This window comes from Pilimelia columellifera subsp. columellifera (genome assembly GCF_039532605.1).
GTDB lineage: Bacteria > Actinomycetota > Actinomycetes > Mycobacteriales > Micromonosporaceae > Pilimelia > Pilimelia columellifera.
Map to the genome: position 1 here is coordinate 247173 of NZ_BAAARY010000002.1, position 13674 is coordinate 260846.

The following is a 13674-nucleotide window of genomic DNA, read 5'->3' on the forward strand; positions in this document are numbered from 1 at the left end:
TCACGAACGGACTAGACTCCGCCCCGGCAAGAGGGGTGGAGGTTCAATATGGCGACGGTGCAACGGTGGACCGGCCGCGAGGCGCGCGCGCTCCGCGAAGCAGCGAGGATGACAGTCCGAGCGTTCGCCTCGCACCTCGGCATCAGCGACCGCACCGTGTCCAAGTGGGAGTCCCGAGGCGCGGCGATAGCGCCGACCCCAGACAGCCAAGCCCTCCTGGACACGGCTCTGAGCCGATTCGACGCCGCCGTGCAACAGCGATTTCACCTTGTGGTCGGTGGTCCGCCGAACGCCGTAGACGTTACCGGGACAGCAGCGGCGCCAGCCGAGCACGTCCCGTCGATCGACACGCCTGCTCCGGTGCGAAGCCCGAGCGACGGCAAAAAGATGGTTCTCGTACCCGCCGGGATCTTCCTATTCGGATCCGACCGCGAGGCGGTGTGGCTCCCTGGCTACTACATCGACGCCGAACCGGTGACCAACGCCGACTACGCCAACTTCATCGAGGCTACGGGACACCGCCGGCCAGCCCACTGGCCCAACGGCACTTACCCACCTGAGATCAGGCGACACCCGATCGTCCACGTGACCCACGACGACGCCACCGCCTACGCGCAGTGGGCACAAAAAGCGCTGCCCACCTCGCAGCAGTGGGAGAAGGCAGCGCGCGGAGAGCGCGGCCGCACCTATCCCTGGGGTGATCAGCCCACGGCCGCCAAATGCAATGTCGTGGAGTCCGGCATCGACCGCACCACCCCGGTGGACCGCTACCACAGCGGAACCAGCCCTTACGGCTGCTACGACATGAGCGGAAATATCTGGGAGTGGTGCTCCACCGAGACTGACCCCGGACGGTTCGTGCTTCGTGGCAGCGCCTTCACCAGCCCGTTCCGGCTCGCTCAGGCCTGCGCCACCAATGACGCCGCGCGAACGATGCAAGACGATGACACGGGCTTTCGGTGTGTGACTCCACAAACAGCCTTTAGCGGGTGAACCGCCTGCACACGCACCGCTCTGCTCCACCACTGAGCCACCTCCGCCTGCGCCGGGGCGACACGATGACGCCGGCAACGGCGCAGCCAGTCACCGACCGGAAGGCCACCATGCAGACCGAGTACGAAGCCCGCTTCTTCGACATCGACCCAGACAAGATCACCGCATAGCTGGATAGTCGCGGCGCCCGTCAGAGCATGCCGCGGACCCTCATGCGCCGCATCGTCTTCATCAACGACGAAACCGACGCCAAGGCGGCTGGCTGCGCCTGCGCCAACAGGGCGAGTGCACCTTCCTGACCTACAAGCAGGTAAGCAACGGCCCGTCAGCCATCGACAGCATCCTGGAAGCCGAAACCGAGGTCGTCGACCTCGACGCCACCCGCACCGTGCTACAGGCGATGGGCTTCACCGCCAAGCGCTACCAGGAGAACTACCGCGAAGAATGGCAACTCGACGGCGTCACCTACGACATCGACACCTGGCCCGACCTACCCACCTACCTCGAAGTCGAAGGCCCCGACGAAACCGCCGTCCGCCACGCCGCCCAAGCGCTCGGCCTGGACCTCGCTGACGCCTCGTACGGCAGCGTCGACGAGGTGTACCGCACCGTCCTGGGCCGCGACATCCTCACCGAGTCGTCACTGACGTTCGAGAGCCGCGGATAGCCGCACCGATAGCCGTCAGCCGTGTCCGCGCCATCGCTGAAACCGCCCCGGCGGGCAGAGCGGTGGAGGCTCGGACGCGGCCGGGGTAGGAAGGGCGGACGAAGGCGCGGTGTGCGCGATGCACCCGTTGGTGGGGCGGGTGGGACTCGAACCCACGGCCAAAGGATTATGAGTCCCCTGCTCTAACCGGCTGAGCTACCGCCCCAATGAGCGAAGAGGTTACCGGATCAACCCGTTCGTGGTAGCCCTCCGGCCGGTTGGGACTCAGAGTCCACGCACGGCGCCGCAACGGGAGAAGGCCCGCCACCACTGGGGTGCGGACCTTCTTGAGTCAAGCTCCCCGAATTGGACTCGAACCAATAACCTGCCGGTTAACAGCCGGCTGCTCTGCCAATTGAGCTATCGGGGATCGCCACGGACGGGCCGTGCGACTGGGGACAAGAGTACATGAGCTGCCCGGTCCGTACCCCACTGGGCTGACGAGTTTCGCCACCGGGCCACGTCATGCATAACGAAGGCGGAGGATGGGTATGCACTGACGCACGAACGACGCAGGTGGCGCACCGCCACCGTCGGCCCGGCGTTCAGACCTGGCCGGCGCCATCGAGGAAGGAGCGCGTGATGCGCGGAAAGCTTTGGTTCGCTGTGGGGGCCGCCGCAGGGTATGTCCTCGGCTCGCGGGCAGGGCGGGAGAAGTACGAGCAGATCGCGCTGACCGCCCGGAAGTTCTGGGACCACCCCTCGGTCCAGGAGGCCGCTGGCGTGGTGCAGGCGCAGGCCACCCGCCTCTACGAGGAGGGCAAGGGGACGGTCAACGACAAGCTCACCCACTCCAAGCTCGGCGAGAAGCTCAGTCACGGCGCTGACAAGCCGCTGGCGACCGCCGGCAGCCGTTCCGGCGGCTCGACGACCAGCACGACGGGCGCCCCGTCCACTGGTAACCGCAGTTCGGGGACGGGCATCGGCACGTCGAACAACCCGCGCTGACGCACGCCGCGTCAACGCGGCCGACGACCGGGACGGGCGCTGCTCACGAAGCGCGCCCGTTCCGTGCTGTCCACGGCCAGGCGGATTCGGAAGGGTCGGCGCCGGACTGGACGCACAGTCACCAGCCGTTGCCGAAGCAGACCAGCGGCGCGGGGTCGGCGTCGCCGCTGGGCAGCGCCGCGGCGAGCGCCGCTGACGGGCTGAGCCCGCGACGTAGCCCAGCGTGGTGCGCCGGGGCCACCGCGTAGGCGGTCTCGTCGGAGATGCGGGCTACCCCGGCGACGACGCTGCCGACGCCCCCGTGCAGCAACGCGGCGCTCATGCCGAGGGTCTCGTCCCCGGGGCGGGCGTGCGCCAGGCCGAGCTCGCACGCCGAGAGCATGACGTGCCGGGGTGGGTGGGCAAGGCCGTCGAGGTCGTGGCCGAACAGCGGCCCGTCGGACATCCGTAGGCAGGAGAACAGCGGGTTGTCGTGTTCGTGGAAGCCGTGGGCGGCGATGTGCAGCACGTCACAGCGTTCGGCGGCGTCCCGGACGGCGGCGGCGGTGGCGGCGAGCCCGCTGAGCGTTTCAGCCACCGGCCATGCCTCGGCGACAAGTTTGGCCTCGGCCTCGGCCCGGGCGACTCCCGGCCCGGCCGCTACGGCGACCTGTGGGGCCGGCGGGATGGTCGCGTTGGCCCGGGAGCGCAGCCAGGCGGTCGGTGACCGCACGACTGACAGCGCCCGACCGGCCAACGACGGGAGGAGCGGCCAGGCGATGGTGGCCATCGTGGCTGGCGGCGAGATGAGTAACGGTCCGGATGCGACGAGCGGGGCGACGGCCTGCCACAGCAGGGCGTCCAGTCTGGCCAACGAGCTGCGGGTGGAGGCCCGGACGGCTGTCCGCATCACGTCGGGCAAGCTCTCGGTGGCCAGCAGGTCGAGGTCGGCGCGCAGCCGGCGGCGCACCTCGGCGACGGGCGCCGAGGGCCCGAGCGGGCGGACGATCCGCCGCTGGGCGCTGGCGACGAGGGCGTGCAGCTGATTGTCGACGTCCAGGTAGGAGATGAGGGTGGCATCCTGGCCGGCGAGCTCGTCGACGATGTCGCGCAGCGGGGCGGGTGCGGTGACGAGGCGTGGGCCCGGCCGGTACCAGGCGCGTTGCCGGATCTGGCGTTGCAGAGCCAGGCAGCGGGTCCGCAGCGCCGGGTCGGGGACGCCGTTGAGCTCCTGGACGCGCAGCTCGTCACGGGCGTGGCGGAGTTCGGCGAGCATCTCGGCGGCGTACGGGTCGGTGGGGGCGACGACCGGGGACAGCCGCGCGGACAGGGCGCGGGCGCGTTCGGTCCAGGCCAGGACGCTGGCTGGGGCGCCCTGGTCGATGGCCCGGCACAGCCCCTGGGCGGCCAGGTGTTCAACATGGGCGGCGGCGGCGGCCTGTAGGTCCAGGCTGCCAAACGATGCCTGGTGGTGGTGCAGGTCGGCGACGGCGGCCCGTAGCTCGCCCAGCGCGCGGGCAGGTTGGCCCTCGGCGTCGGCGAGATCGGCGCGCACGGCGCGGGCCTGCATCCGGGTGCCGATAGGGTCGTCGCGGCGCAGGGTGAGCGCGTTGGCGGCGATCTGCCGGGCGGTCAGGGCGCGTTGGCCGGGGCTGCCTGCGCGGACGTCGCGGCGGAGCAGCGCGGCGGCGGCGGCGGTGAGGGCCACCCGCCGTCCTTCGTCGCGGAGTCCGTGGGCGGTCAGGCTGGCGGCGAGCGCCGCCCCGGCGGTCTGGACGGCGGCCAGGCCGCGGCCGGCGCCGACATCGGCGGAGAGCAGGACGGCGTCGGCGAGCAGACCCCAGGATGCGGCGCCGCGGGAGCTGAATTTGTGGCGGGCGGCCGTGGCCAGGCGACGGGCTTCGGACCAGCGGCGCTGCCGCAGCGCCAGCTGCGCCCTGGCCAGCTCCGCCTCAGCCTGGTCCTGGCGGCTGTGGGCGCGGCGGAACAGTTCGTCGGCCTGCGCCAGGTCGTCGTCGGCCTCGGTGAACAGGCCGGCGGTGAGCAGCACCTGGGCCCTGTCGACGTGGTAGACGGCAGCCGACGCCGGGGACTGCTCGCCGAGGGTCGGCGCGACGGTGTCCATCTCCCGCAGCGCCCGGGGGAGGTCGCCGGCGAGCAGCGACAGGTACCCGAGGTTGTGGCTGGCTTTGGCGGCGATGAGGTCGAGGCCGTGCCGGTTGGCGATGTCGACACAGCGGGCGAAGTCGGCGCGGGCGCGGGCCAGCGACCCGGGCTTGAGTCGCAGCATGCCTCGGTTGAGCAGGGCCCGGCAGATGTCCTGCGGCTCGGACTCGTCGAGCAGCCGCAGCGCGGCGTCGTAGCCGTCCAGCGCCGGGCCCAGGGCGCCGGCGCGCATGTGCAGCAGGCCACGCTGGCTGGCGACCAGTCCTCGGAGCCGGTCCGGCAGGCTGGGGGTGGCGTCCGCCTCGTCGAGCAGGGTCAGGCCGGCGACCAGGCTCTGCTGCTCGGCCTCGTGGAAGGCCAGGCTGATGAGGATGCGGGCCCGGCACAGCGCGTCTGGCCGGGCCCGCAGGGCCGCGCGTAGGAGCCGCCGGGCGCGGTCGTGTCGGCCGCGCTCGGTCTCCTGGACAGCCTGGGCGTGGAGCTGGGCGGCCTGGTCCACGCTCACACCTTCAAGTAGGTGGCCAGAGCCCGCCAGCCACGTTCCAGGGCCTGGTCCCCGGTGGCCTCCAGCGGGATGCCCTCCGGTCGGACGGCCTGGTCGAGGAGGGCTTTGGCGAGCCTGGCGGCGAACACCGGCGTGGCGTAGGAGGTGCCGCTCCCGACGGCGAACCCGCCGGTGAAGTCGGGGACGCCGGAGAAGTTGTCGAGGTCCAGCGAGCGGCGTTCCCGGCCGGTCGGGTCCGGGGCGCTGGCCGCCGGGTTGAGCCCATTGATGAACGGCGGCATGGTGCTGACCAGCGCGGCGCCGGCCTCCCAGCGCAGCACCCAGGCACCGCTGTTGCTGAACAGCGCGACGCTGCCGTCAGGGTTGAGCGCGCCGACGCTCACCACCGGGACCCGCCCGGGCTCCGGCGCGGGGCCGCCTGGTCGGGGGCTGAACCCGGCCGGGAACAGCCGCCGGATCGTGGCGTCGTTGCCGGCGGCGGCGACCACCGGGATGCCCAGCTCGCCGAAGCGGTTGAGCACCGCCAACAGGGCGGAGTCGGCGGCGGCGTCCTCGGGGGACTCGTGGTAGTAGCCCAACGACAGCGAGACGACGTCGACCCGCTGCCCGTGCTCCTGCTTATGGGCGTGCCGGGTGGCCAGGTCGGCGACCTGTTCGAGGGCCCGCAGCAGGTCCGACTCGGCGATGACCCCATCGGAGCGGATGACCCGCACGGCGAGGATGTCGGCGTCCGGGCACACCTGGCGGATGAGGCCGCTGATGAACGTGCCGTGCCCGGCCAGCGGGTCCCGACCGCCGTCGAGGGGGCCGATGAGGTCCCCGGTGCGTTCGGGGTCCGGGACGGTGTAGCCGACCGCCTCGGCGGTCCTGGTCACCGGATCGGTGATGGTGACGTCGGTGAGGATGCCGTCGGTGAGCCAGCTGTGCTCGCCGCAGCCGGTGTCGAAGACCGCGACCACCGGTCGGGTCTTGAGGTCGGCGCGGACCGGGGCAGGGGCCACCATCGCCACCGGCTGGGTGCCGCCGTACCCGGGCAGCGCGTACTGGGCGATCGTGCCCCCACCGTACGGGTTGGCCGAGTAGTAGGGGTTAGCCGAGTAGTACGGGTTCGCCGAGTAGTAGGGGGCGCCGAAGAACGTCGTGGTGCTGAACATGAGGTGGTCCAGGCCGACGCCGCGCAGCGTGTCCGGGCCGGAGCGGGCGCGGGCGGTCTGGAGCACCTGCCAGGCGTCCAGTGACACCGGCCTATCCCCCGTCGGCCGCACCCACAGCCGGACGGCGGCGGCGGACCGGCCACCCCAGCCCTCGTCGACGCCGACGCTCATCCCCAGCTCGTCGGCGGCTTCCTGGAGCGCAGGCAGCGCCCGGTCGACGGCGTCGGCGCGGGCCAGCAGCCGGTCCCCCACGTACGCGGTGGGCCGGATCGACTGGCCGGGCAGCAGGGCCGCGGTGGCGTTGTCCAACGACCGGGCGCCGTACTGGGCCAGGACGCTCGGCGGGGGCATCGGCGGATCCACGTCGCCCGGTCGGAACGCGGCGGCGGTGGTGTGTGGATCAGTCATGACAATCCCTCCGTGGTGGTGTCGTCAGAGCTGGACCGCGGGGGTGACGACCGGGCGACCCAGGGCCACGGCGGCCCCGTCGGTCGGCTCGATCCGTAGCTGGGCCAGTCCGCCAGGCACGGCGTCGAGGGAGAACCGGCCGTCGGCGTCAGCGGTGGTCCGTTGCGAGCCGGACGCCGAGCGCAGCTCCACCCGCAGCGCGGCGGCGGGGGCGATCCAGCCGTCGACGCGGCGCAACTGCTGCCCGTCGTCGTCGATGCGGTCGCCGGAGACGGTGAGCATGACGGTCAACGTCGGCGAGTTGAAGGTGATGGTCGTGGTGGCCTCGGCGCCGCGGGCGCCGGCCAGGACCGGCATGTCGGTGAGCTTCATCAACTCGACCTCAAGGTCCTCGAGCTGGAGGGTGAACAGCACCCGCTCGGCCAGATCGGCCGGGCTCGGGTCGGTGGCCTCCCACATGCCCTTGAGCTGGTCCAACAGGGCCCGGTCCTCGTTCATCGTCCGCTCCACTCTGGATCATCGGCCAGTTGGGCACGAAGTTTGTCCAGGCACCGTCCCCGGGTGGGTCCGATGCTCCCGACCGGCATGCCCAGCTCCGCGGAGAGCGAGCTGTAGTCCGGGCGGTCGTCGAAGGCGATGACGCGCAGCAGGCGACGGCAGCGGTCGTCGAGCCGGGTCACCTGGCGCCAGAGGGCGCGGGCCTCGACGGTGGCCAGGACGGCCGGCTCCGGGCTCGGCGCGGGCGGGCCGGCGACGTCGAGGACCTCGTCGGGGGCGCTGGCCTCACGTTGGCGGGCCCGGGCGGCCCGCCAGGCCTCACGGCGGGCGGTGACGGTGACCCAGCGCCACACCGCCTGCGGGTCCCGGACCGAGTCGGCGCCCCGCACCAGCGACAGCCAGGTGGTCTGGACGACGTCATCGGCGGTGTCCCGGTCCACCCCGTAGGAGCGGGCGAGGTGCCACAGCACCGGGGTCACCGCGCGCACCAGCCGGTCGAGGGCGGCCTGGTCGCCGGCCCGCCAGGCGGCGAAGTCCCGGGCGGCGGCCTCCCAGGGCGGGGCGACGGACGAGATCGTCGTGGCCATGACCCTCCTCCTCACACCTGTCCGCCGTCGGCGACAAAACCGATTTGTCAGACAGGTACGTCGTCAGGGTATGCCCGGCGGCCCTCCCCCGGAGGAACACCGGCACGATCCCAGGAGCGTCCAGGCCAGCCGGTGATACCCCGCGGCCGTCACGGGCACAGGAGCCGCCGGATCCGCCTCGCCGCCACGGCGAAACAGACCACCGCGAACGCCACCAGCGCCGACGCCGCCAGCGCCATCGACCAACCCGACTCCCCGCCGACCAGGATGCCGCGCAACAGCCGCACCCCCTGTGTCAGCGGGCTCAGCTCCACCAGCCAACGCAGCCCGGTCGGGAACCGCTCCACCGGGACGAAGGTCGCCGAGAACAGGAAGAACGCCATCTGGACGGTGATCACCAGGTCGAAGTCCTGCCAGCTGCGCAGGAACGTCGACGCGGCCATCCCCATCGCCCCGAACACCACGCCCACCAGCAACGTCGCCGGCAGCGCCAGCGCGGCAGCGCCCCAGGATGCCAGACCCATGCCCACCATCAGCGCCAGGAACACCGCGCAGTACAGCGCCCCGCGGATGGTCGCCCAACCCAGCTCGCCCAGCGCGATCTCCCACGGACGCACCGGAGTCGACAGCACCGCGTCGTACAGCCTCTGGTAGCGCATCCTGGCGAAGAAGTTGAAGACGGTCTCCGCGACCGCGCCGCTCATCGCGGCAGAGGCCAGCATCGCCGGCGCCACGAACGCCACGTACGGCACGGCTCGGCCGTCGGCCAGGCGAATGTCGCCGATGAGCGCGCCCACGCCGACGCCGATCGACAGCAGGTAGAGGATCGGCTCCGCCACCCCGGAGAGCAACACCAGGAACCGGGCCCGCCGGAACACCGCGAAGTTCCGCTCCACCACCGCGACCACCCCGGCCGAGCCCACGCCGAGCCGGATCAACGCCGAGGTCACCATGTGGCCGCTCCCGCCCTCGCCGCTGCGCCGCCCGCCGCGGTCACTGGACCAACCTCCGGGCGAACACCCGGACCATGACCCAGGTCCCCGCCACACCCCAGGCGACCAGGACCGTCAGGTGCGCCCACACCGGCCAGGACGGATCGACGCCCAGCATCGCCACCCGACACAGGTCGACGCCGTGCCACAACGGAAACACGAACGACAGCCAGCGCAGCGCCTCCGGCAACTGCTCCACCGGGAAGAACACCCCGGAGAACAGCGTCATCGGGAGCACCACCAGCCGGTACAACAAGTTGAGCTGGAGATCCGAGTCGACGGCGGCGCTCAACGCCATGCACGGGCCCACCGTCGCCCAGGCCAGCGCCGCGCACACCGGCACGGACGCCAACGCCCACACCGACCGCGGCACCCCGAACGCGTACGCCACCGCCAGGAACACCACCACCGGAATCATCACCCGACTGACGATGTACAGCAGCCGGCCCACCGCGATGTCGGCCGGGCTCGGCGGCGCCGCGGCCTGCGCGTAGTGCAGCCGGTTCCAGATGAACGCGTCCAGCACCGGCCAGGTCGCGTCGCCGACGGCCGTCTGCATCGCCGTCGAGGCCAGCAGCCCGGCGACCACGAACGACAGGTACGGCAGCCCCTCGACGCTCGGCACATACGCGCCGACGCCCACCCCGAACCCGAGGATCGTCAACAGCGGCAGGATGAACGACATCGTCACACTGCTGCGCCACACCCGCCGGAACGCCACCCACTGGTACTCGAACACCCCGATCACCGCAGTGGTCATCAATCCACCAATGTCCGGCCGGTGAGGTGCAGGAAGACGTCCTCAAGGGTGCTGCGGCGCACCAGCACCGACTCGGGCGTCAACCCGCGGGCGTGCACCGCGACCATCGCGGCGTCGCCATCGTCGGCGTACACCAGCAGCCGATCCGGCAGCACCTCGCGGCGCTCGCCGACACCGTCGAGCTTGCCGGCGTACGGACGGTGGTCGTCGGCGAAGCGCAGCTCGACCACCTCACGCGTCGAGTGCTCGGCGATGAGAGCCCGCGGCGACCCCTCCGCGACGATCCGGCCGCCGTCCATCACCACCAGCCGATCGCACAGCTGCTCGGCCTCGTCCATGTAGTGGGTGGTGAGCACGAGGGTGACGCCGCGCTTCCTGAGCTGGAACAGCCGCTCCCAGACCAGGTGCCGGGCCTGCGGGTCCAGGCCGGTGGTCGGCTCGTCGAGCAGGACGACCTCGGGGTCGTTGACCAACGCCCGGGCGATCGCCAGGCGTCGCTTCATCCCGCCCGACAGCGGCTCCACGCGGCTGTCGGCCCGGTCAGCGAGCTGGACGAACTCCAACAGCTCGTCAGCGCGCCGTCGGGCGGAGCGCCGGTCGATGCCGAAGTAGCGGGCGTAGGTGGTGAGGTTTTCCCGTAAGGTCAACTCGCCGTCGAGGTTGTCGCTCTGCGAGCACACGCCGAGCCGGGCGCGGATCGCCGGCCCGTCCCGCCGCGGGTCCCTCCCGACCAGCCGGAGCGTGCCCTCGGTCGGCGGCGAGACGCAGCCGACCATACGCATCGTCGACGACTTGCCGGCGCCGTTGGGGCCGAGGAACCCGAACGCCTCGCCCCGAGGCACGTCGAGGTCGATCCCGGCGACGGCGGTGAAGCTCCCGTAGCGCTTGACCAGCCCCCGCGCATGAATCATCAGGTCGGCGTCAGGACCCGCCGCGGTCGCGTTGTCAGCCACGGCCGGGACCCTAACGCCCGCCACCGAAAGTCGCGAACGGTTTCCGGAACCCACCCCGACCAGCCGGTCAGCCCGGGGGCCGACACCGCCGGTCAGGGTTTGTCGAGGACCCCGGCCCGTGCGGCGGCGACCAGATCGTCAGTCGCGACGCGCACCCCGGGGCCGTCCGGATCGACGCCCTCGTCGTAGCGGACCGTCCAGGTGAGACCGTCACGGCCGGCGACCCGGCGGGCCGCCACCCGCAATCCGGGCCCGTTGTCCGGGCCGGCGTAGTGCTGGGTTGGGCCGACCGAACCGGTGACCCGGGCCCGCACCTCGTCGGGCAGGTCCCCCGGGCTGTCGATCAGCAGCGAGATCGCGGGCAGGTCGACCACGACCTGGTATCCGTCGCGCTCCTGGATCGCCTCGGCTGCCACCACCGTCAGCTCCCGGCCGGACCAGGTGGCCTTGTTGATCTCGTGCCAGCCCAGCCGGGGGCGTCCCGGCAGCCACAGGCCGCGGTTCGTGGCCACCACCGCCACGTCGCCAACCAGCGCCCACCGCGCCACCCGCTCGTCCCGGTCCAGGTCCGGGCGGCGCCCGGCCGGCAGTCGGTCACGGTTCCAGAACGCCATCACAGACCTCCCACCGCCTGCTCCCGCAGAGCGCGGGCGTGCTGCTCCAACGAGAACAGCTCCCCGGCCAGCGAGAGGTACTCGTCCTTGTGCGCGACCGGGTTGATCCGCTGCACCTTCGACTTCAACTCCCGGATCCGCCCCGACACGGCGCCCAGCTGCAACTGCGCCAGGGTGACCGCAACGTAGTACGGGTCCGGTTCGCCGTCGACCCGCAGCGGCTCCACCGCAAGCTCGATGGCGAGCGCCTGCCCGGCCAGGTCCGGGCAGTGGTCCCGGACCTGGTGCAGCCAGCCGGCGCCGCCGGCGGCCGCCGTGGCGCTGGCCGTGCCGCCGGCGTCGGCCACCGCCTGCCGGACCGCGATGCTCACCGGGTGCCGGTAGCTGTCGGCGCCGACCGCGTCGAACATCGGTCCGGCCAGCACCGGAACCTGAAGGGCCAGTTTCAGGGCCTCCCGTTCCACCAACGCCTGCGGGCTGTCCGGCGCCGGGGACGACCGGCGCTGCTGGGCCGGCGCCGACGCCGCCCCACGGACCGCCTCCGCGACGGCCCGTTGCACCGGCTCCAGGTCCATGCCCAGGTCGCCGGCGAGTTTGCGGACGTACTCGGGTCGCTTCTCCCGGTCCTTGAGCTGAGCTACCAACGGCGCGGCCCGGCGCATCGCCTCGACCCGCCCGTCGACGGTGTCCAGGTCGTAGCGGGCCAGGGTCTGTCTGAGGGCGAAGTCGACCAACGGCTCGCGGCTGGCGATGAGATCCCGGACGGCCAGGTCGCCACGGGCCAGGCGCAGCTCGCACGGGTCCATGCCGTCTGGGCTGATCGCGATGAACGTCCGGCCGACGAACTTCTGGTCCGAGTCGAACGCCCGCAGCGCGGCCTTCTGACCGGCGGCGTCGCCGTCGAAGGTGTAGATGATCTCACCGGCGACGTCGTCGCTGTCCATGAGCAGGCGGCGCAGCACGCCGATGTGCTCGGCGCCGAACGACGTGCCGCAGGTGGCCACCGCCGTCGTGACGCCGGCCAGGTGGCAGGCCATGACATCGGTGTACCCCTCGACGATGACGGCCTGGCCGCGCTTGGCGATCTCCCGCTTGGCCTTGTCTACCCCGTAGAGGACGGTCGACTTCTTGTAGATGGGGGTCTCGGGGGTGTTGAGGTACTTGGGGCCGTCATCGTCGTCGAACAGTTTGCGGGCGCCGAAGCCGATGACGTCGCCGGACAGCTCCCGGATCGGCCACACCAGGCGGCGGCGGAACCGGTCGATGAACGATCCCGAGCGGGCCGGTTTGGCCAGGCCGGCGGTGTTCAGCTCGTCGCTGGTGAAGCCGCGGGCGCGCAGGTGTTTGGTGAGGGCGTCCCAGCTGTCGGGGGCGAACCCGCAGCCGTACGCGGCGGCGTCCTCGCGGCCGAAGCCCCGCTTGGCCAGGAACTCGCGGGCGATCCTGGCGCCGGGGCTGATCAGCTGCTCGGCGTAGAACTCGGCGGCGGCGGCGTGCGCGGCGACCAGGCGTTGCCGCTGGCCCTGGCCCTGACGGACCGGGGCGGCGCTGCCCTCGACGTAGCGCAGCTGGATGTTGGCCTGCGCGGCCAGCCGTTCGACCGACTCGACGAACGACAGGTGGTCGACGTCCATGACGAACCGGATCGCGTCGCCACCGACCCCGCAGCCATGGCAGAAATAGACATTTCGACCAGGGGCAACGGTGAATGATGGGGTTTTCTCGTCGTGGAACGGGCACAGGCCCTTGAGGTTGCCCCCGCCGGCGGACTTGAGCGTCACCTGCTCGGAGATCACGTCGACGATGTTGGTGCGTTCGCGGACCAACGCGATGTCCTCGTCCCGGATCCGCCCCGCCATCGTGGCCCCTTTCGCCGTCGGGTGCCATCCTGCCTGGCGGCGCCCCGACCACACACGCCACCCCACCGTGCCCCGCACGACCGCCAGCCAGTGGGCCACCGTCGCAGTCCGGCCCCGTCGGCGGCCACGCCCGGCGAAGGCCGGGGCAGGCGCCGGCGGGGCCGGGCTGTCATGATCACGAGCGACTAGGCAGAAGGGAGACCTCGGCGTCTACGGTCCTCCGCGAACCCCACAACGAGCCGATCACGGACCTTGCGAAGCCACTCGTTGCTCCGTTGACCCCAGTCCTCAGGGTCGTAGTAGGACCGCACCTCGTCCCGCAGGAAGCGACGCGTCGTCTCGTCATTCGGATCGGCGCTGAACCACAGGTCAATTTCCGGGACGACCGGATACAAGCCCTCAAGCCCGTACGGCGAATCCATGTACAACCTGATAGCCGCCTCGATTACGGCGTCATCGGTGTCGCCGTTCATGTCCCAGTCCTCGCCGAAATTGACGCCGATGAAGTCTTTTAACTCCTCGAGTCGATCTTCGTCCATGTCAATCTCTTTT

General features: G+C 71.5%; 13 protein-coding genes, 2 tRNA genes and 1 pseudogene. 4 read left to right on the top strand and 12 right to left on the bottom strand.

What is annotated here, in order from left to right; all coding sequences use genetic code 11:
- Positions 1-48: 48 nt before the first annotated feature.
- From ABD287_RS04105 to ABD287_RS04115, 3 genes and pseudogenes are all read left to right on the top strand, one after another.
- On the top strand, positions 49-993 hold the full coding sequence (locus ABD287_RS04105) for an SUMF1/EgtB/PvdO family nonheme iron enzyme (RefSeq protein WP_344168422.1): 945 nt from the start codon (positions 49-51) through the stop codon (positions 991-993).
- Complete coding sequence (locus tag ABD287_RS04110) at positions 990-1163, top strand: hypothetical protein (RefSeq protein ID WP_344168425.1); 174 nt, start codon at positions 990-992, stop codon at positions 1161-1163. The genes ABD287_RS04105 and ABD287_RS04110 overlap by 4 nt, the downstream gene beginning before the upstream one ends.
- 80 nt (positions 1164-1243) lie before the next feature.
- A pseudogene (locus ABD287_RS04115) lies at positions 1244-1660 on the top strand (CYTH domain-containing protein); the annotation flags it as partial.
- Between the two features lie 128 nt (positions 1661-1788).
- Here ABD287_RS04115 and ABD287_RS04120 read toward each other — a convergent pair.
- Both ABD287_RS04120 and ABD287_RS04125 read right to left on the bottom strand, forming a co-directional pair.
- A tRNA-Ile gene (locus tag ABD287_RS04120) sits at positions 1789-1865 on the bottom strand.
- Between the two features lie 131 nt (positions 1866-1996).
- A tRNA-Asn gene (locus ABD287_RS04125) sits at positions 1997-2069 on the bottom strand.
- A gap of 212 nt (positions 2070-2281) precedes the next feature.
- On the opposite strand from ABD287_RS04125, the gene ABD287_RS04130 reads away from it, so the two are divergent.
- The gene (locus ABD287_RS04130) at positions 2282-2647 is read left to right on the top strand and encodes a hypothetical protein (RefSeq protein WP_344168428.1); all 366 of its coding nucleotides are present in this window, start codon (positions 2282-2284) and stop codon (positions 2645-2647) included.
- Between the two features lie 118 nt (positions 2648-2765).
- Here ABD287_RS04130 and ABD287_RS04135 read toward each other — a convergent pair whose 3' ends face one another.
- From ABD287_RS04135 to ABD287_RS04180, 10 genes are all read right to left on the bottom strand, one after another.
- Positions 2766-5291, bottom strand: a complete 2526-nt coding sequence (locus ABD287_RS04135; protein ID WP_344168431.1) for a CHAT domain-containing protein — start codon at positions 5289-5291, stop codon at positions 2766-2768.
- Between the two features lie 2 nt (positions 5292-5293).
- Positions 5294-6859: a S8/S53 family peptidase gene (locus tag ABD287_RS04140; protein WP_344168434.1), complete on the bottom strand. Its 1566-nt coding sequence runs from the start codon at positions 6857-6859 to the stop codon at positions 5294-5296.
- 24 nt (positions 6860-6883) lie between these two features.
- Positions 6884-7357, bottom strand: a complete 474-nt coding sequence (locus tag ABD287_RS04145) for a hypothetical protein (RefSeq protein WP_344168437.1) — start codon at positions 7355-7357, stop codon at positions 6884-6886.
- Positions 7354-7944, bottom strand: coding sequence for an RNA polymerase sigma factor (locus ABD287_RS04150; RefSeq protein ID WP_344168440.1), 591 nt, complete (start codon positions 7942-7944; stop codon positions 7354-7356). The genes ABD287_RS04145 and ABD287_RS04150 overlap by 4 nt, the downstream gene beginning before the upstream one ends.
- A 149-nt stretch (positions 7945-8093) precedes the next feature.
- Positions 8094-8897: an ABC transporter permease gene (locus ABD287_RS04155; protein WP_344168443.1), complete on the bottom strand. Its 804-nt coding sequence runs from the start codon at positions 8895-8897 to the stop codon at positions 8094-8096.
- A 40-nt stretch (positions 8898-8937) separates the two neighbouring features.
- Positions 8938-9696 (bottom strand): ABC transporter permease, encoded by a 759-nt coding sequence (locus tag ABD287_RS04160; protein ID WP_344168445.1) that lies wholly within the window; start codon positions 9694-9696, stop codon positions 8938-8940.
- Positions 9696-10607, bottom strand: coding sequence for an ABC transporter ATP-binding protein (locus ABD287_RS04165; protein ID WP_344168592.1), 912 nt, complete (start codon positions 10605-10607; stop codon positions 9696-9698). Before ABD287_RS04165 ends, ABD287_RS04160 begins: the two co-directional genes overlap by 1 nt.
- A 134-nt stretch (positions 10608-10741) precedes the next feature.
- The gene (locus ABD287_RS04170; RefSeq protein ID WP_344168448.1) at positions 10742-11263 is read right to left on the bottom strand and encodes a hypothetical protein; all 522 of its coding nucleotides are present in this window, start codon (positions 11261-11263) and stop codon (positions 10742-10744) included.
- Positions 11263-13122, bottom strand: coding sequence for a DNA primase (dnaG, locus tag ABD287_RS04175; RefSeq protein WP_344168451.1), 1860 nt, complete (start codon positions 13120-13122; stop codon positions 11263-11265). The genes ABD287_RS04170 and dnaG overlap by 1 nt, the downstream gene beginning before the upstream one ends.
- Before the next feature lie 185 nt (positions 13123-13307).
- Entirely contained in the window at positions 13308-13661 is a 354-nt protein-coding gene (locus ABD287_RS04180; protein ID WP_344168453.1) for a contact-dependent growth inhibition system immunity protein, read from the bottom strand.
- Between the last annotated feature and the right edge of the window lie 13 nt (positions 13662-13674).